This is a genomic window from Cutibacterium sp. LaCa_255 (assembly GCF_057458005.1).
Genome location: NZ_CP190956.1, coordinates 588377 through 604546, shown reverse-complemented (window position 1 = coordinate 604546; position 16170 = coordinate 588377). Strand labels below are relative to the sequence as shown.

The following is a 16170-nucleotide window of genomic DNA, read 5'->3' as shown; positions in this document are numbered from 1 at the left end:
ACCATCGAGCGTCTCGACGACGGCCGAATGACCGATGAGTACACGAGCTGGATCGTCACGGCCCTCATCACCGCAGTGGCTTTCCTGCTGCGGGTGTGGAATGTCGGCTTCCCGAGGAACCTCGTCTTCGACGAGACCTACTACCCCAAGGACGCCTGGACGATGCTCCAACAAGGGTACGAAGGCACCTGGCCTGACGCTGCGAAGGCCAATGCCGGCATCGTCAACGGGATCACGAACGCCTGGACTCCCGACGCCGAGTTCGTCGTCCATCCCCCGATGGGAAAGTGGCTCATCGCGATCGGGGAGCAACTGTTCGGTTTCAATTCCTTTGGTTGGCGATTCGCCTCCGTGGTATTCGGGTCCCTGCTCGTCCTCATGACGATCCGGTTGGCTCGACGTCTCTCCCGGTCCACGATGGTGGGTGCCATTGCTGGCATCCTGCTCACCCTCGACGGCTTGGCATTCGTCATGAGCCGGGTCGGACTGCTCGACATCTTCCAGGCCTTCTTCCTGGTGGCAGGTGTGTCTGCGGTGGCGGCTGACCGGGACTGGTTTCGTCATCATCTGGCTGATCATCTGAGAGCCGTCGGCAAGCCCCATCTCGACGGGGTCTTCGGTCCAGCCCAGGGGTGGCGTCCGTGGCGTCTGGTGGCTGGAGTCATGTTCGGTCTGGCCTGCGCCACGAAATGGAATTCCATGTTCGTGCTGGCGACGATGGGCATCATCTCGGTCATCTGGGACTGGTCGGCACGCCGGCTCGCCGGTGCGGGTACGAAGGCCTGGTGGTCCTTCCTGCGCGACGGGGTACCGGCCTTCGTCTACATGGTCGTCGTGGCCGTGGGCAGCTACATCGCCACGTGGGCGCGGTGGCTCTCGGTCTACCCACACATGGTTCTCGGAAAATCCTGGGCCGGCCCGAACCCTGATCCGGGCCTGTCCAAGGTGATCGGGAAACCCCTGGCCGCGCTGTGGGACTACCACCAGCAGATGTACGACTTCCACACCGGCTCGTACATGATGACGCAGACCCACGTCTACGCCTCGAATCCATCCGGATGGTTGATCAACCAGCGACCGCTCGGAATCGACGCAGTCAACGACATCAAGCCGGGCCAGCAGGGTTGCGAGGCCGTCGGTGACACCTGCCTGCGTGTAATCTCCGCGACCGGCACCCCTGTGCTGTGGTGGTTCGCAGCCATCGCCCTGGTGGCCGCGGTGATCTGGTGGATCTTCGCCCGTGACTGGCGGTTCACCCTGCCGATCGTCGCCATGATGTCGACGTGGATCCCGTGGTTCCGCTACGACAACCGTCCGCTGTTCTTCTTCTACGCCATCTGCATCATCCCATTCACGGTGACAATCCTGGCGATCTGGCTCGGTCAGATCCTTGGCCCGGCCAAGGCCACCAGCCGACGCCGCATCGGTGCAATCGTCGTTGGCACGGTCATGGCCCTGGTCGCGGCCGATTTCGCCTTCATCTATCCCATCCTCACCGACAGCCTCATGACCCGAAAGGCATGGCTGGCACGGATGTGGTTCCGCTCCTGGATCTGAGTCGGTCATCGGACGCCCGACGGGGATTTGCTCGTCGAGCAGATACGCTGAGGGTCCGGAAGGGAACCAACCCGGAAGGACGCCCATGATCTGGAAGCTGCACAACGGCGGTGTACTGGAGCCAGGTGAGGTGGTGGCTCCCGACGAGAGGCTCGGATGGGGACGAACCATCGGGCTGGGAGCCCAGCACGTGGTGGCGATGTTCGGGGCAACTTTCGTCTTCCCCGTCCTCATGGGCCTCAACCCGCAACTGGCAGTGATGATGTCGGGTGTCGCGACCCTCGTCTTCATCTTCGTCACCAAGCATGAGGTGCCGTCCTACCTCGGTTCCTCGGCAGCCTTCCCCGGCGTGGCGACGGCCATCTACGCCTCCGGCGGCAAACCCAATGACGTCTCGGGCGCCCTGTTGTGCGTGGGCCTGACCCTCTTCATCTGCGGCATCATCATCCAGGCCGCTGGTTCGCGGGTGGTGCACAAGGTGCTGCCTCCGACGGTGACTGGCGCCGTCGTCATGCTCATCGGCTTCAACCTCGCCCCGGTGGTTGCCAAGACCTATTGGCCCACCGATCAGTGGACCGCGCTCATCGTCATGTTGCTCGTCATCGCACTGTCGGTGGGACCGCGCGGATTCGTCTCCCGCATCGCCATTTTCCTGGCCCTGGTCATCGGTTACGTGTTGTCGTGGATCGAGGATCTGGTGTTCGGTCCGCTTCATCACGCCGACGGCACCGTCGCCCCACGAGTGGACTGGTCAGCCGTGCATGACTCAGCATGGATCGGCCTGCCCCCGGTGACGAACCTGGACACCTGGAAGTACCTACCCCAGGCCCAGAACGGATCCCATTACGCGGCCACCAACGTCGTTGGGTTCCACCTGCCTGCCTTCCACCTGGCCTTCATCCTGTTGGCCCTGCCGGTCGTCATCGCCCTCATCGCCGAGAACACCGGTCACGTCAAGGCCGTCGCCGAGATGACCGGCACGAACCTCGATCACCAGGTCGGACGAGCGGTCGCCGCTGACGGTGCGACCTCCATGCTGGCCACCTTCCTCGGCGCGGGCCCGACGACAACCTATTCGGAGAACATCGGTGTGATGGCAGCGACGAGGGTGTACTCCACGGCCGCCTATGTGGTGGCTGCGGTCGTGGCGATCCTGTTCGGCTTCTCCCCCAAGTTCGGTGCCGTCATCTCGGCAACTCCCGGTGGGGTACTGGGCGGCATCACCGTCGTCCTCTACGGCATGATCGGCCTTCTGGGCGCCAAGATCTGGAAGGAGAACAACGTCGATTTCGGCAATCCGGTGAACCTCGTCCCGGTGGCAGCCGGCATCATCATCGGCGTCGGTGACGTCTCGCTGAAGTTCAGCGACTCCTTCACCCTGGGCGGCATCGCCCTGGGCACCATCGTCACCGTCGGCGTCTATCACCTCGCCAAGTGGCTCGCACCCAACGAGCTGTCCGACGCGGCCGGAGGCACGAACATCATCCTCGACACTCCTGGCATGTACGTTGACGACGACACCCCCGACGACCGTCGTCGTGAGGGAGATCGACGCCGTACGCAGTAGGCTTGCGGCCCAGATGACGGAGGAGGCGATCTATGGCAGCAACACCCCAGCCAAGGAAGGGTGTCACGACGAGTGCGCGCACCCATGGTGGCGCATCACCATTGGCAACCAGGCCAATCGCCGACACCAAACCCGGCATCGTCGACATCAAGTGGTTCGAGCAGGGAGTCCCGGCCGACCCGGAACACCAGGCTGACGTCGAGACGACGCTGTCCTGGCTGGACGGCCACCCCGAGCGTCTGGGAATCATTGTCGAGCAGAGTCCGAACCGGACCCAGATCAAGCGTCTTGTCGACCTCATGCGCCTCGACCCACTACTGGCCGAGGACCTGGTGGAAGGCCACCAGCGTCCCAAGCTGGAACGCCACGGGGATGCCCTGTTCCTGGTGTTGCACCCGCCGTTCTACATCGACTCAATGGAGGATGTGGCCTTCGTCGAGGCCGAGGTCATCAAGCAGCGCAACTGCGTCGTCGTCATCGTGCAGCGCATCCCTGACGAGTTGTCGAGCCTGAGGTGGACTCCGCGTCTTCCCAGTGACCCGGAGCTGCTGCGCCACGGTCCGGAGTCGGTGCTCTACACCATCCTCGACGGTGTCGTCGACCAGACCTTCCCCGTCATCAGCGGCATCCAGTTCGACATCGAACAGATCGAGAGGCAGGTCTTCAGTGGGGATTCCGCAGCCCCCGAACGTATCTACCGCCTGTCTCGTGAGGCCATCGACCTGCAGCACGCCACCAACCCGCTCATCCCGATCATCGCTGCCCTGCGCGCCGGGTCCGCCAAGCATCAGGTGCCACCCGAGCTGCAGGCCTATCTGGCTGACGTTGCCGACCACCTGGCCCGGATCTCCTCCCAGATCACTGACATTCGAGAACTGCTGACCCAGATCCTGACGGTCAATGCGACGCTGGTCGACCAACGCTCCAACGAGGACGTCAAGATCATCTCCGGATGGGCGGCCATCCTCGTCGTGCCCACCCTCATTGGTTCGATCTACGGCATGAACTTCGACTACATGCCAGAACTGCACTGGAGATACGGATACTTCTACTGCCTGCTCAGCATGGTGGCCAGCGGTGTGATCCTGTACGTGATCTTCCACAAGAAGAATTGGCTGTGAGCTGACTTCTGCACGGGTGTGACAAAGAGGAATGGGTCACACCGGGTGACGGTGAGATCAGACTCGTTCGCCTCAACCTGAAGCACAAAGCACCCACTGATCGGGCGGAACTCTTCCGGTGGACTAAGGCATGCTTGAGCTGGGGTGCGCTCTAGATATTAGCGTCAACGCCGTGAGCGAGAACTAGATCAGCATCAGCGCGATGGCCGCCGAATCAGGCCTGAGCGTGGACACCCTCCGGTGGTACGAGAAAGAAGTCATGGTGTTGCCCGTGGGGCGAGGCGTCGACGGACGGCGTCGGTACGCCCCGGCTGACCGCAATCCCGTTCTGCTGCTGGCCCGTCTGCGTGAGACCGGCATGACGACCCGCGCGATGAAGGAGTTCGTCGCACTCATCCACGAAGGGGCCACCAACCATGGCCGTCGGATTGCCTTGCTCTCCGAGACCAAAGCCGAACTGGAGGCGCGTCGCCGCGCACTTGACGACGCTCTCAGGGCATTCGACGCAAAAGTCGCCCACTATCAGGAACTCATCGACGCCGGGCAGGACTGCCGTTTCGCAAGAAAACGCTGTGCAGGATCTCCACAACCTTCGTTCTCGTCGTCTGTGGTCGGCCTGGCAGGCGTCACCATGAATCCCGCCCGGGTCACTCGGGTGGCCGAGGTGGGCGGAACCGGAAAACTAGTCCGCACCTCGGTGATCACGCTGGGCGTCACTGTTGGAACTGCAATCAGTGCCACGGCAATGAGCCGATTCGGTGACGATCCAGTTGTGGCAATGCGGACTGGTGCCGCATTCGCCGTTATCGCAGCTGGTGACCTGGCCCTCCAAACCGAGTCGCGAAGCCGTTGAGCGAAACGCTCATGCGCTACGGGACTGTCTTACTTCCCGACATAGACCACCTCCAAGTTCATGTCTCCTGTGCATACCTGCCATGAACAGCATGTGTTGGAATCACCAATAATGCTGCATCCACTCTTGGAGACGTCGGTATCCGTATGACGACTGACAACGATCATGAGGGGCAGCTGGATATGGATGTGGTTGTAGCGATCACAGGGGCAATGGGGGACGCCAATTGCGTTAAACCTGTTGAAGCAAGGGTTTTCTGTAGGCGTCTGGGATCAGAATCCAACGTGCCTTCAGCCGCTGCTCGGCGTGGGTGCCACTCGTGCCATGGATCCACCAGACGGTTTCAGCGCTCCTGCGGTGTTGTCGATGCTGTCCGATGACGCCGCAGTCCGGGAGGTCTTCCTGAGTGAAGCAACCCTTGAATCCATGGGAGCGGGATGCATCCATGTGAATCTGGCGACGATCAGTCCAGACCTTGCTCGGGAGGCCGCCGATGCCCACGCAGCGCATGAGGTCGGTTACGTAGCGGCACTGATGTTCGGTGGTGTCCCGGTAGCCAGGGCGAGCAAACTCAATCCGATCACGGCGGGCCGGTCTGAGGATCTCGAGCGAGTGACGCCATTCCTTGAAGCGATCAGTGCGGGACTCTGGCCGGTTGGCGAGGACCCGATCCAGGCCAATGTGGTCAAGGTAGCGGGACAAGTGCTGATCGCAGCGGTGATTCAGTCACTGTCTGAGGCTGCCAGCTTGGTGAAACGGGCCGGTGACGATGGACGCCGCGCACTGGCCAGCGCCCATGGCCTCGAGCTCCCGTCATCTGACCTATTGTCGGAGCTCTTGGGCGAGGTATTGACAGCAGGCATGGGCGACACGGACCGGTTCGTCTTGGCTGAGGTACAGCAACACCGCGATCCCTTGGGGAACGCATGAGGACCGCCAGCCTGCCCGACCGCCTGCCTTGGGGCGCCCTCCTCGCTCTGTCGGCGTCTGGTTTCCTGGCAATCTTCACTGAGACCATTCCGGCAGGGCTGCTCCCTGAGCTGTCTGCCGGACTAGGAGTGTCGCAGTCGGCTGCAGGACAGCTTGTGACGTTGTACGCGGTCGGGTCGGTCGTAACGGCAATTCCGCTGGTGTCAGCCACAAGGGCCATGAGTCGCAAGCGGGTCCTCTTGATAGCCGTAGCGACGCTGGGAATCTTCAACTTCATCACGGCGATTACCCCATGGTATCTCGTGATTCTCAGTGCGCGCCTGGTGGCTGGTGCAGCCGCCGCTCTTGTGTGGGGAGTGCTCACGGGTTACGCCCGTGAGCTGGTCACACCCGCCTTGCAGGGCCGCGCACTGGCGGTGACCGGCGTCGGCCAACCGATCGCACTGACTGCCGGTGTTCCGTTGGGAGCCTTCGCCGCCTCGGTGATGGATTGGCGTTGGGTGTTCATCGTGATCTCCGCGACAGCCCTCAGCCTCGTCGTATGGGTTATTGCTGCGGTTCCTGACGTTTCCGGGGAGCGAGAAGGACGACGCACACCGCTGGTACACGTGATCCGGCAGCCGGGTATCGGGGTCATCCTGGGCGTGACGGCCGCGTGGATCCTTGCCCACAACATGCTCTACACGTACGCCGCACCGCTTCTGGAACATTCACGTCTGCGTCTCGGCATCGGACTGGCGCTGTTCGGCTTGGCCTCCATCGCCGGGATAACCCTGGTCGGGACGGTGATCGATCGCGTCTTGCGCACCACGACCGTGGTGAGCCTGGTGGCGATAGCCGTCGCCGGTGGGGTGGACCATGGGCGCTCCGGGCCTTGCGCTGCCTGTCGTTGCCGTCATCGTCTGGGGAATTGCCTTTGGCGGGGCACCGGTCCTGCTCCAGACAGCGTTGGCTGATCGCGCTGGAGAGAACACCAATACTGCTCAGTCGGTGTTCGTGACGGTGTTCAATGCAGCTGTCGCGGGTGGTGGGCTGGCGAGCTGAGCCCTGCTTGCCAGGACGGGAACCTCAGGAATCGCTGTGACGGCCAGCCTTGTGACACTTACGGCTGTGGTGACGGTGTTGCTGTGTCGAGGCGCTTTCCCGCCGGGGCCCCGTCACGAGGTCTCCGACGAGTCGGCCCCGGCCTCTGGCTGAGCAGGAGTGATGGCCTCAAGGAACGCACGGGTGGCGGGGCCAGGGTTGAACTCGTTCCAGGCCAGGTACTGGACCCTGCGAGGGCCGTCCGCAAGTGGGACGGCGACCACGTCGGGGCCGTGTGCGACGACATGGGCAGAGAACAGCCCAACCGCCAGCTCGTTGCGAATGATGCCGATCATCAGATCGGTGGTCATGGCCTCAAACGCGACGTCGCGATGCAATCCTGCCGCCTGAAAGGCAAGATCACTTTGGGCACGTCCGGCCGATCCAGTTGGGAAATCGACAAAGGATTCATCGACCAAATCAGCGAGTCTGAGGCGCTTGCGGTGCGCCAGACGATGCGAGGTTGGCAGCACTGCGACGAGTTCCTCATGAGACAGCTCCCGAAACGCGACCTCTTGGGGCGGCGGCCTCGGAGCGCTCACCGTGCTCTGTATGTCCGCGACCTACCACCAGCTCGACGCCGACGAGATCGTCCACGCGAGTACTGCTGGACGACTCGCCACCCAGTTCGGTAGTGCGGCTGGCGTCGCGGCTTGTGCGTTACTCGTCGCGGTAACTGACGGAATCCACCCGGTCACCTTCGCCGCGCTCACGGCCGGACGGTGAAGTCGTACGGAACTAGCTCAGGCCCGTAACTTACTTAGCCTCAACGACCTTGACGTGGTCCCCTTCGGACCTCTCCAGCAAACATCAGAGCGTTTGAAGGCACGACGCTCACCGCCGCCCACGATGGATTATTCACACACGGTTCCGACCATTCCCTCATCTTTGGGGGCAGATGGAGACATCTACAAACCAGCGATCCACGTGGGATGAGGCCCGCGTCGTTACGGAGAAGACGCAGAGCGATGCCTACACAGATCGATCCGGAAGAGGCAGGCGCGTCACGCAGACTGCGTCCTCTGACGGGACGGCAGAAACTCGGGGCCTGGGTCAGCCACCCATACGTTCGTGCAATCGGCGTGCACTAAATCTGTCGGTAACCAGATGCGTGGCGTACCCAGTCCGGAGTGCTGTGTGAAGCGCCTCAGTCTTTCGGCGCCCTCCCGCCACCAGGATGCGAGTTGGTATGAGGCGCAGCTCATCCAGCTGAATGCCGACCGTTCTCGCATCGATCTCCGGACTGCAGGGCTGACCATCAGCATTGATGAAGCGTGAGCAGATGTCCCCTATCGCCTGCATGAGCATCGTCGCCGTCGTCGTGATCTTGGACATAAGCTGGTTTACGCGTGGCTAAATAGCCGGGACCACCTCCTAGATCAAGCCTTAGCCTGCATAACTTACCGATACTGAATCAGTATCAGCGAGATGGCCTCGGGATTGTTCGTCTTGTTGAGACGCGTACTGAACTCGAAGAATGCCATGACCCGAAACCACATGCCCGATACAGCGACAACACGAACCTGCAAACCAGGCACGCGTCCACCATGCCCCAGGGCAGCGATGACCGAACCCAGCTACCAACCTTGCGAACCGCCGATCACCGGAATTGGCGTCGGGGATGGTCCGCACCGCCCACGGGTTCCGGCTTGGTTGATCCGATGACAAACCTCGGTAAACTGGAGTCGTGACTATTTGAGCGTTTCCCTGACCTGCGTCCGAGGCCGTCTGCCCGGCAGGTTTTCGTCACGTCTTCGGGATTTTGCTCATGCCTCACGTACTTGCTTCATCGTCGTTCACTGCCACGGGCTCGCATCTGCGAGTGGACGGTCTTTCGTTCTCCTACTCTGATCGGCGGGTACTCACAAATTTGTCGTTCGTCGTACCTGCTGGTGACCGGGTGGGGCTGCTCGGGGAAAACGGGTCGGGGAAATCAACCTTGCTCAGGGTGCTCGCCGGATTCTTGGAGCCGACATCGGGAACGGTCGCCGTGAATGCACCGAATGCCGATGTACCAGTGATTGGGCTGCTTCATCAGGAGTCCCCGTTCTCCGCAGCTGAGACCATCGAGAATGCCATGGAGACTGCGGTTACCCCGTCGCGACGCGCAGCCGAAGAGGTCAGCAGGCTCGGTGCCGCGCTTGCGGACAACCCCGATGATCCAGTCACCGCCGACGCCTATGCGTGTGCCCTGGAAACGGCCGAGCGTCTTGGGGTGTGGGAGATCGAGACGAGGGTCTCAGCGATGCTGACTGGACTCGGGCTCGGGGGAATCGACCGCGACCGGTCGATAGGAACGCTCTCCGGTGGGCAACGAGCTCGGCTCGCTCTGGCGTGGCTGCTGCTGAGCGCACCGGATGTGCTGCTGCTAGACGAACCGACGAACCATCTTGACGATGCCGCGACCGCATATCTCGTCAGCGTTCTCACGGCGTGGCGAGGGCCGCTACTTATTGCCAGTCATGATCGGGCTTTCCTCGATGAGACGGCCACGTCGCTGCTCGACCTCGACCCGTCGCCACTCCCGCACGCAGTCGCGGAGCCGCTAGTTGACGACGGCACGGGAACCGGGATCGGCCTCACCCGCTTCACCGGCAGCTACAGCGACTACCTCGCCGCACGAGCTGAAGCACAGCAGAGATGGGAACGGCAGTATCGCGATGAACAAGCCGAGCTTTCCCGGCTTCGTGCCGCGGTGAAGGATCAGCAGATGGTGGGACACTCCGATTGGCGCCCGCGTTCCGAGGTGCGCATGGCGAAGAAGTTCTACGCTGACCGCAACGCGCAGGTCATCTCTCGCCGCGTCAACGACGCTCGCGCACGCCTGACGGATCTCGAAGACCGCCAGATCCGAAAGCCACCCCGGGAACTTGAGTTCCAGGGGCTTACGGTTGCCGGCGAGCCGCGTACCATCGGCGCCCTCGAACCCGTGCTCACCACCGTCAACGCGGCTCTGAAAGATCGGCTCCCGGCCACGTCGCTCAGCATCAGCCGAGGCGAGAAATGGCTCATCACCGGCCCGAACGGATCAGGGAAATCGACCTTGCTCGGCTTGCTCGCCGGCACGCTGAAACCAAGCAGTGGGCAGGTCACACGCACCCCGGTGGACCGCGTACAGCTGCTTGCGCAAGAAACCGCTCTACCTGACCCCTACGATCGCGGTCCCACACGCACGGTGCTCGACGCTTACACAGATTTGGTCGGTGCGGAACGTGCGGCACGGATGCCACTGAGCACCTTCGGGCTGATCGCTAGTCGAGACCACAACCGACGTGTGCAGGAACTCAGCGTCGGCCAACAACGTCGCCTTGCCCTCGCGGTAGTACTGGCTGACCCGCCAGAGATCCTGCTGCTGGATGAGCCGACCAACCACTTTTCGCTCAGCCTCGTCACCGCACTCGAAGATGCACTCGTCCAATACCCTGGCACCGTCGTCGTTGCCTCACACGACCGGTGGCTGCGCAAACGATGGCAGGGCCAGCGGCTGACACTCCCTGAACCGTGCTAACAAGCACAGTGCACCAAATCGAGGCGCAACTGCACCTGCAGCCAGAACCGAGCCCCCGCTGTGCCGTCGCCAGCTCAGATGGCGAGGATGGCGTGGCCCGATTCACCGTGACGCCCTTCACGGCATGGAACGGGGCGTTACTGACTTGCCCCGTCAGGGCCGTCACCACGATTACGTCGACGATAATCACCTGATAGATCGCATCCAGCGGTCTGCTCGCCCATTAGGTGGGTTCACCGGTGACTTTCTCCGTGATCCGGCTGATGGTGTGTGGAGGCCATCACCCCCACAAACCTCGTCGAAGTGCGTGGCGATCTCACCAGTCATCAACCCGCGCGGTCACCAACAGCACGGTCTGATCGATCTCATCCAGACAGCGCTTGCGCTTGGGCACGATCACCTGAGCCCAAGACAGCAACAAGGCCCGAACCGAAACCATCAAGGATGGCACGGGTTCGGGCCTTGTGGTGGGGTGGACCTAGCTGTACTTCCCCGTGACGTTGTGAACGCGGGCTGAGGGAGTCTGGCCGCCGATCCCGGTGTGGGGTCTGTGGTGATTGTAGTGATGGAGCCAGGTCTCGTAGGCTGCGGCGCGCTCGGCTTGGCTGGCGTTGGGCTTCGCGTAGGCCCACTCGACGGCGAGGGTTCGGTTGAACCGCTCGACCTTGCCGTTGGTCTGCGGCCGGTATGGCCGGGTCCACTTGTGCTTCACCTCGTCGCCGAGCGCGTCAGCGAAGGCGCCTGACCGGTAGCAGGAACCGTTGTCGGTCATCACCGCGGTGACTGTGACGCCCAGGCCTGCGAAGAACGCGTTCGCGCGGGTCCAGAACCCCGCTGCAGTCTCTTTGCGCTCGTCGTCAAGGATCTGTGAGTACGCGATCCGGGAGTGGTCGTCCACGGCGTGGTGCAGATACCGGTAGCCGCGAGAGCCGGCTGCCCCGGCACGGGCTGCCTTGTCGCGGGCCACTCCCGCGTGACGGTCCTGCATGGATCCGCGACCGTGGGCACGCCACCCGCCGCCGTCGGGGATCCGGCCTTGTTTCTTGATATCTACGTGCACGAGCTGGCCCGGCGCGGCGACCTCGTACCGTTTCGGCTTCGGGCGGCGAACCGGCAGCCCGGTGGCCTGGTCGATGTTGATTAGCTTCGGCATCTTGTATCGGGCGAGCACCCGACCGACCGTGGAACGGTGCAACCGCAGGTGATACGCGATCCGGTGCGGACCCCACCGGCCAGTGAACCGCAACGCGACGATCCGATGCTCCGTCTTACGCGAAAGCCGGTTCGGTGACGAGGTGGGCCTCGAACTACGGTCGATCAACGGCAGCCCTGCCCGGTACCTGTCGGCCCACCGCTTCACCGTCGCGGGCGAGCACTGGAACCGTTCCGCCGCCCGCCGCAACGACCAGCCCTGTTCCACGACGAGAACAGCAAGACGACGACGCCCTTCCGGTATCAAGGGTGCGTTAGCGTGAGTCACGAAGACCTCCGTGGTCAGGAGAGTGAGTGTGGTAACCCACATCCTGCCCGGAGGTCTTCGCTACCTCACCCGTTCACAACCTCCCGGGGAAGTACAGCTAGATCCGGACCTGTTGGAGGTGTGTCCCGCATGACCGATCCACGACTCCTGAGCCAGATCACCGACGACATGGTGCGTGACCTTGGCATTGCCCAGGGCGCGTGCATCCGGCCCGTCCTGCAGAGGGTCACCGATCACGAGGACGGAACCAGTCAGGTGGTGGCTCTGCCTTGCGGAAGTACCCGAGAGTCACAGTGCCCCAGCTGCGCCCGCAAGGCCCGTCTCCTGCGCATGCAGCAGTGCGCTGAAGGGTGGCACCGAACCGAGGAACCCGAACCGACTGATACCGGCAGTATCACCGAGGCTGCAGGGTCCAACGGGAGCCAGACTGATACCGGCGGTATCGCTGAAGACGCTGATACTGCCGGTATCACCCGACGGGTTCGCTCCACGCGACGTCGCAGTGATGCACCCGACCTGCCGCGTGTGCCGATGGAACAGCGGACCGTTGGGACGACCTTCGTTGCCAGGGATGGCCGGGAATACCGACCGTCGATGTTCGTCACCTTGACGCTTCCGAGCTACGGCCCGGTCATCCCTGGCGTCGGCACGCCAGCAGACCCGAGCACCTACAACTACCGGCGTGCCGCCCTGGACGCGCTGATGTTCCCGAGGCTCGTGGACCAGTTCTGGAAGGCCTTGCGACGCTGTGCCGGATACAACGTGCAGTACTTCTCGGCCATCGAGCCGCAGAAGCGTTTGGCTCCGCACCTGCATGCCGCCATCCGTGGGGCCATCCCCCGGGCAACGCTGCGCCAGGTGGCGAAGGCCGTCTACCTCCAAGTGTGGTGGCCGCCGATCAACCACGTTGTCTACGACTCGGCGGTGCCCGTGTGGACTCCCTTGGGCTATGCGGATCCAACAACAGGTGAGCTACTGCCCACGTGGGATCAGGCTCTGGACGCCCTGGAGGAGCCCGGAGCCAAGCCCATGCACGTCATGCGCTTCGGGTCCCAGGTCGACGCCCAGGGCATCGTCGCGCCGAGTCCCGACGCTGACCGCGCCGTGCGCTACCTGACCAAGTACCTCACCAAGTCAGTGGCCGAGACCTGCGGTGACGAGTTGACTGCCGCCCAGACGGCGCACATCGACCGCCTGCACCGGGAACTGCGCTACCTTCCGTGCAACGAGCGGTGCGCCAACTGGCTGCGTTACGGCGTGCAGCCCAAGGACGCTGGGCCAAGTCTTGTCCCCGGCCACTGCCAACACAAGGCGCATGACCGGGAAATGCTCGGGCTCGGTGGACGGCGCGTGCTCGTCTCCCGCAAGTGGTCCGGCAAGACGCTGCAACAGCACCGGGCCGACCGGCAGGCCGTCGTGCAAGCAGTGCTCGAAGAAGCCGGGTTCACAGCTCCGGAAATCGACCGCCTGGCGGCCGACACCCAGATGGACGACGGCGCGCGCCGCTTCACCTGGGAGAACGAACCCCGCAAGGCCCACGCTTACCGGCTTGTCATGTTGGAGAGCATCCGCCAACGGCAGGAGTGGCGACGGTCCTACCACCTCGCCAAGGGACGAATAGGGCTGGCGGAAGACCAGTCGCCCGCGCCGCCACCCTGGGCGTCACCGCAGCCGTCCCTACCCACCTCGCCCGTCCTTCAAGGAGCATCGTGAACGTCAAGGAGTTTGAACGACTGCTGACGACCGCTGAGGTCGCCAAGATCGTCCAGGTGTCTCCTTCCACTCTTTGCCGCTGGCGTCAGCAGGGTGTCGGTCCTCGCGTGATCTGGCTGTCCCGCTCCATCCCGCGCTACGCCGCGGCGGACGTCGAAAAGTGGTTGCAGAAGGCCGCAGCATGAGCATCCGCAAGGAACCCAGCGGCCGCTTCCGAGCGGTCCTCAAGTCGGGTCGCCAGCACGCTACCAGCAAGACCTTTGACACGAAGCGCGAAGCCACGGAGTGGCTTTCCCGCGAACGAGCCGCCCTGGTCGGCGGCATCGACCCTCGTGCCGGTCGCGTTCGCACCCGTGCCCTGGTTGCCCAGTGGCTTGAAGTTCGAGAGGTCACGGTGGCCAATAAGACCTACCGGACCGATCAGGACTTGCTCCGCCTCATGCCGATGTCGATGCAGAACATGGGCGTGGCAGCTATCTCTGCCCGTGAGGTCTCCCGCTCATTCGAAAGCCTCATCAAGCAGGGCTTGGCAGAGTCCTCAGTGGTCCGCTACCGCGCCAGCCTGTCCAGCTTCTTCTCGTGGTGCGTGCGAGAACGGTTCATCACGTCCAACCCGGTGACGGGCGTCCGGGTTCCGAAGTCGTCGGCCGAACGCGTGGAGATGAGCCCATGGAGCGAGGCCGAACTGGAAGCGCGCTACCTGGCCTGGAAGAAGTACGACGAGCGCCTGGCTGACATCCTGGTCGTGATGGGCTGGACCGGGCTCCGCTGGGCCGAAGCTCGCGCCCTCACTGTTGGTGACATCGCCCTGGGCGACTCCCCCGCCCTGCGCGTCCAACGATCCGACCCCGAAGGCGTCGGCGTGAAGTCCACCAAGGGACGCCGGTCCCGACGTGTTCCCCTGCGAACCGAGTCCTTCCCATCGTGCTGTCGCTCAGCAGTGGGAAGTTCCCGTCCGACCTGCTCCTCACGACGAGCACCGGGAGCCAGCTCCACCGTTCAGCAGTTCTCCGCGCTGTCCACTGGCAGACCACTGGCCAAGGACGCCGCATCCACGACCTACGCCACACGGCTGCCTGCCTCTGGCTGGCCCGCAGCGTCGACCCTGGGACCGTTCAGCAGTGGATGGGCCACGAGTCCATCGCCACCACGAACCGCTACCTTCATCACCTCGGCACCGCCGCCGAAGCAGCAGGCCTCGCGAGACTCAATGGGCCATTGAGCTGAATCTCCCGCTGTAGCAGCGATTCCCAGCGATACTGCTAGGGACGTTGACGAAGGAGTCACCATGCACCAGGCAGTCTTGGCCAACGGGCAGTTCATCTTGGCGGAGGACTTTGCGCGGCAAGATCCGAACTGGATCGCCACCAACCGCAGGCAGCTGACTTGCCCGCAATGCGGGCAGCCTGCCTACTTCCGAGCGCGGGCCAAGGACGGCAAGGCGCCGTGTTTCGGGTCGCGACAGCACCTAGAAGGATGCACCGCCGCCACTGAAGTCACGCAAGAACTTGGGCAGCAGGGGGAGGAGGTTCCAACTGTCGACAACGACGGCACTGAGTTCGAGTTGGTCCTCACTGGCCCGTTCGCCCCTGAAGATGCTGGCGAGCGAGTAGCTGTGGACCCGCAGGCGGATGCACGTGCCCCGCGAGCACATCCACATCGTGGGGAAGCGGATGGAGGCGACGGACGTGTCCGCCACGGACAGCTCAGAGCCTTCCTACGCAACTTGGTCCGCAATCCCCAGTACATGCAGGACCGTGGTCGCACCATGCGGGTCCCCGAGCGGGGCATTGCTCGAACGACAGACCTCATCAGAGATTTCAACCAAGTGACTGAAGGAGACCTTGACCGACACATGCTCGTTTGGGGCGCAGTCGAGACGGCAAAGTGGCGGCCCACTGACGATGGCGGAACGCTCTATCTCAATGCCGGGAACTTCGGTCGCAACCCATTCACCATCGTGATCGAGGGCCCGGCGGCATCCCGGCTCCATGACGCCGACGCCTGGTTGGATGCGGCCAAGCACGCACAGTTCAACACTGCACCCGTTCACGCCATCGCGTTCGGCCGGGTTCATCCGGGGACTGGGCGGTGCCCCTACGCGATGACCCTCACCGACCTAAATTCGCTCGCCTTCTTGGTCGGGCCAGAGTTCGAAAACTAGGACGGGGGTGCGTAGGGGGTGCGCAAATGCAGAACGCCGATCCGTGCAGACCGGCGTTTGTGCTTGTGGAGCATAGGGGATTCGAACCCCTGACCTTCTCATTGCGAAAGCCTCCCTGCCGTGGATTGGCCCCGCTTGGAGGCGGTTTCACGCCTGCCGACGGGTGCTCCGGTGCCGTCGATTCCAACTCGGGG

14 protein-coding genes and 2 pseudogenes are annotated in these 16170 nt (G+C 63.2%); 13 read left to right on the top strand and 3 right to left on the bottom strand.

The genetic code is table 11. The features are described 5' to 3' along the window. The first annotated feature begins 27 nt into the window (after window positions 1-27). From ACP8ML_RS02705 to ACP8ML_RS02680, 6 genes and pseudogenes are all read left to right on the top strand, one after another. The gene (locus ACP8ML_RS02705) at window positions 28-1557 is read left to right on the top strand and encodes a dolichyl-phosphate-mannose--protein mannosyltransferase (RefSeq protein WP_065673651.1); all 1530 of its coding nucleotides are present in this window, start codon (window positions 28-30) and stop codon (window positions 1555-1557) included. An 85-nt stretch (window positions 1558-1642) separates the two neighbouring features. After that, window positions 1643-3124, top strand: coding sequence for a uracil-xanthine permease family protein (locus ACP8ML_RS02700; RefSeq protein WP_117188755.1), 1482 nt, complete (start codon window positions 1643-1645; stop codon window positions 3122-3124). 101 nt (window positions 3125-3225) lie between these two features. Beyond that, the gene (locus tag ACP8ML_RS02695; RefSeq protein WP_063279743.1) at window positions 3226-4245 is read left to right on the top strand and encodes a magnesium and cobalt transport protein CorA; all 1020 of its coding nucleotides are present in this window, start codon (window positions 3226-3228) and stop codon (window positions 4243-4245) included. A gap of 202 nt (window positions 4246-4447) precedes the next feature. After that, window positions 4448-5098 (top strand): MerR family transcriptional regulator, encoded by a 651-nt coding sequence (locus ACP8ML_RS02690; RefSeq protein WP_249361244.1) that lies wholly within the window; start codon window positions 4448-4450, stop codon window positions 5096-5098. A gap of 219 nt (window positions 5099-5317) precedes the next feature. After that, window positions 5318-6028, top strand: a pseudogene (locus tag ACP8ML_RS02685) (NAD(P)-dependent oxidoreductase); the annotation flags it as partial. Next, window positions 6025-6984 carry an MFS transporter gene (locus tag ACP8ML_RS02680; protein WP_117188759.1) on the top strand — a complete coding sequence of 320 codons (960 nt, stop codon included), beginning with the start codon at window positions 6025-6027 and terminating at the stop codon, window positions 6982-6984. The pseudogene ACP8ML_RS02685 and the gene ACP8ML_RS02680, both read left to right, overlap by 4 nt. A 201-nt stretch (window positions 6985-7185) precedes the next feature. On the opposite strand, the gene ACP8ML_RS02675 is transcribed toward ACP8ML_RS02680, so the two are convergent. Further along, window positions 7186-7653, bottom strand: coding sequence for a LysR substrate-binding domain-containing protein (locus ACP8ML_RS02675; protein WP_171048604.1), 468 nt, complete (start codon window positions 7651-7653; stop codon window positions 7186-7188). A 10-nt stretch (window positions 7654-7663) separates the two neighbouring features. Between ACP8ML_RS02675 and ACP8ML_RS02670 the strand changes: the two genes are divergently transcribed. Then, window positions 7664-7837, top strand: coding sequence for a hypothetical protein (locus tag ACP8ML_RS02670; protein WP_171048605.1), 174 nt, complete (start codon window positions 7664-7666; stop codon window positions 7835-7837). A 327-nt stretch (window positions 7838-8164) separates the two neighbouring features. On the opposite strand, the gene ACP8ML_RS02665 is transcribed toward ACP8ML_RS02670, so the two are convergent. Further along, window positions 8165-8413 carry a sugar-binding domain-containing protein gene (locus tag ACP8ML_RS02665; RefSeq protein ID WP_249361257.1) on the bottom strand — a complete coding sequence of 83 codons (249 nt, stop codon included), beginning with the start codon at window positions 8411-8413 and terminating at the stop codon, window positions 8165-8167. A gap of 466 nt (window positions 8414-8879) precedes the next feature. Between ACP8ML_RS02665 and ACP8ML_RS02660 the strand changes: the two genes are divergently transcribed. Next, window positions 8880-10619: an ABC-F family ATP-binding cassette domain-containing protein gene (locus tag ACP8ML_RS02660; protein ID WP_171048606.1), complete on the top strand. Its 1740-nt coding sequence runs from the start codon at window positions 8880-8882 to the stop codon at window positions 10617-10619. 478 nt (window positions 10620-11097) lie between these two features. On the opposite strand, the gene ACP8ML_RS02655 is transcribed toward ACP8ML_RS02660, so the two are convergent. Beyond that, window positions 11098-12099 carry an IS481 family transposase gene (locus ACP8ML_RS02655; protein WP_117188986.1) on the bottom strand — a complete coding sequence of 334 codons (1002 nt, stop codon included), beginning with the start codon at window positions 12097-12099 and terminating at the stop codon, window positions 11098-11100. Window positions 12100-12228: 129 nt separating this feature from the next. Between ACP8ML_RS02655 and ACP8ML_RS02650 the strand changes: the two genes are divergently transcribed. The 5 genes and pseudogenes from ACP8ML_RS02650 to ACP8ML_RS02630 all read left to right on the top strand — a co-directional run bounded on the left by ACP8ML_RS02650 (window position 12229) and on the right by ACP8ML_RS02630 (window position 15976). Continuing rightward, on the top strand, window positions 12229-13812 hold the full coding sequence (locus ACP8ML_RS02650) for a replication initiator (protein ID WP_065673889.1): 1584 nt from the start codon (window positions 12229-12231) through the stop codon (window positions 13810-13812). Continuing rightward, window positions 13809-13997: a helix-turn-helix transcriptional regulator gene (locus tag ACP8ML_RS02645; RefSeq protein WP_016667086.1), complete on the top strand. Its 189-nt coding sequence runs from the start codon at window positions 13809-13811 to the stop codon at window positions 13995-13997. The genes ACP8ML_RS02650 and ACP8ML_RS02645 overlap by 4 nt, the downstream gene beginning before the upstream one ends. Beyond that, window positions 13994-14065 (top strand): annotated as a pseudogene (locus ACP8ML_RS02640) (hypothetical protein); the annotation flags it as partial. The gene ACP8ML_RS02645 and the pseudogene ACP8ML_RS02640, both read left to right, overlap by 4 nt. A gap of 671 nt (window positions 14066-14736) precedes the next feature. Further along, a complete protein-coding gene (locus tag ACP8ML_RS02635) occupies window positions 14737-15039 on the top strand; it encodes a tyrosine-type recombinase/integrase (RefSeq protein WP_196768460.1) in 303 nt (100 codons plus the stop codon). Window positions 15040-15100: 61 nt separating this feature from the next. After that, window positions 15101-15976: a competence protein CoiA family protein gene (locus tag ACP8ML_RS02630; RefSeq protein ID WP_016667084.1), complete on the top strand. Its 876-nt coding sequence runs from the start codon at window positions 15101-15103 to the stop codon at window positions 15974-15976. Window positions 15977-16170: the final 194 nt, after the last annotated feature.

Bases quoted from the DNA above. Each gene is read 5' to 3' on its own strand.
- ACP8ML_RS02705 (WP_065673651.1), top strand. From the start codon at position 28: ATGACCGATGAGTACACGAGCTGGATCGTCACGGCCCTCATCACCGCA.
- ACP8ML_RS02700 (WP_117188755.1), top strand. From the start codon at position 1,643: ATGATCTGGAAGCTGCACAACGGCGGTGTACTGGAGCCAGGTGAGGTG.
- ACP8ML_RS02690 (WP_249361244.1), top strand. From the start codon at position 4,448: ATGGCCGCCGAATCAGGCCTGAGCGTGGACACCCTCCGGTGGTACGAG.
- ACP8ML_RS02680 (WP_117188759.1), top strand. From the start codon at position 6,025: ATGAGGACCGCCAGCCTGCCCGACCGCCTGCCTTGGGGCGCCCTCCTC.
- ACP8ML_RS02670 (WP_171048605.1), top strand. From the start codon at position 7,664: ATGTCCGCGACCTACCACCAGCTCGACGCCGACGAGATCGTCCACGCG.
- ACP8ML_RS02665 (WP_249361257.1), bottom strand. From the start codon at position 8,413: ATGCAGGCGATAGGGGACATCTGCTCACGCTTCATCAATGCTGATGGT.
- ACP8ML_RS02660 (WP_171048606.1), top strand. From the start codon at position 8,880: ATGCCTCACGTACTTGCTTCATCGTCGTTCACTGCCACGGGCTCGCAT.
- ACP8ML_RS02650 (WP_065673889.1), top strand. From the start codon at position 12,229: ATGACCGATCCACGACTCCTGAGCCAGATCACCGACGACATGGTGCGT.
- ACP8ML_RS02630 (WP_016667084.1), top strand. From the start codon at position 15,101: ATGCACCAGGCAGTCTTGGCCAACGGGCAGTTCATCTTGGCGGAGGAC.